Consider the following 1440-nt stretch of genomic DNA (forward strand, 5'->3'; position numbering starts at 1 on the left):
GGGGCGGTGGGGGCGGTGGTCAGCCCTTGACGGCGCCGGAGGTCATGCCGGCGACGATCTGGCGGTTGAAGAACAGGTACAGCACCAGCGGCGGGATCGTGATCAGCAGGATGTCCATGAACAGCAGGTTGTAGCTGGACAGGTTCTGGCTCTGGAAGTTGAACAACGTCAGCTGCACCGTCGCGCCGGCATCGCCGGGCAGGAAGTACAACGGCGTCTGGAAGTCGTTGAACACCGCCACCGACTGCACCAGCACCACCGTGACCAGCACCGGGCGCAGCAGCGGCAGGATCACCCGGAAGAACAACCGCAACGGACCGGCCCCGTCCAGGACCGCCGCCTCGTCCAGCTCGCGCGGGATCGTGGAGATGAACGCCCGGAACAGCAGCACCGTGAAGGAGATCCCGAACGCGACCTCCACCAGGATCAACCCCGGCATCGTGGCGAACATCCCCAGCCGCTGCAGCACCCAGATCGTCGGCACCACCGCCGGCGGCATGATCAGCCCGGCCAGGACCAGGAAGTTGATCAGCCCGTTCCAGCGGCTGGCGCGCCGCTGCAGCACGAACGCGACCATCGAGCCGAGCACCACCATCAACGTCACACTGGCCACCGTCAGCACGATGGAGTTGATGAACGCGATGACCAGGATGTAGTCGCGCGTGCGCACGACCTCCACCAGGTTCTGCCACACCTGCGCGTTGCGCGGCCACGCGAAGCGGAACTCGCTGGCCTGGGTGGAGTCCATCGCCGCCACCAGCACGATGAACACGAACGGCACGATGAACACCACGACGCTGAGCACGATCGCCAGGGCACCGACCCCGTAGCGGTACAGCGCCGCGCGCGGGCCACCGACGCGCCCACCACCCGGCGCCGGGCCCTGCGGGTCCACCCCACCCCCGCGCCGAGGCCAGGACCGCGACCAGGCACGGGACCGGGAGCGGGCACGGGAGCGGGACCGGGAGCGGGGGCGGGGGTTCAGCGGCCCGGCGGGACTGATCGTGGAGCTCACAGCTCGACCTCCTTGCGGGCCAGGAACCGCGTCAGCGGCAGCACCAGAGCGGTGACGGCGATGAAGAGGATCACGTTGCCGGCGGTGGACAGGCCGTAGAAGCCGGCCTGGTACTGCTTGTAGATCACCGAGGCGATCACGTCGGAGGTGAAACCGGGCCCGCCGCGCGTCATCGCCCAGATCAGGTCGAACGAGCGCAGGCCCCCGATCAGCGACAAGGTGATCACCGTGGAGGTCGCCGGCCACGACAACGGGAAGATCACGTTGCGGAACAGCGTCCACGAGCCGGCCCCGTCGACCTTGGCGGCCTCGTAGTACTCCTTGGGGATCGAGACGATCCCGGCCATGTAGATCAGCGTGGCCAGGCCCACGCCCTTCCACACGTCGACCAGCGCCACCGACAGCAGCGCCAGCTGCGGATCGAC

2 protein-coding genes are annotated in these 1440 nt (G+C 68.3%); both read right to left on the minus strand.

The annotated features are described in order from the left end of the window. Positions 1 to 19 precede the first annotated feature (19 nt). Positions 20 to 838 (minus strand): carbohydrate ABC transporter permease, encoded by an 819-nt coding sequence (locus ACRYR8_RS21150; RefSeq protein WP_432486234.1) that lies wholly within the window; start codon positions 836 to 838, stop codon positions 20 to 22. Positions 839 to 1011: 173 nt separating this feature from the next. After that, a partial coding sequence (locus ACRYR8_RS21155; RefSeq protein ID WP_432486233.1) for a carbohydrate ABC transporter permease occupies positions 1012 to 1440 on the minus strand: 429 nt, incomplete at its 5' end.

This window comes from Kineococcus esterisolvens, assembly GCF_050871405.1.
In the GTDB taxonomy this organism is placed as follows: Bacteria; Actinomycetota; Actinomycetes; order Actinomycetales; family Kineococcaceae; genus Kineococcus.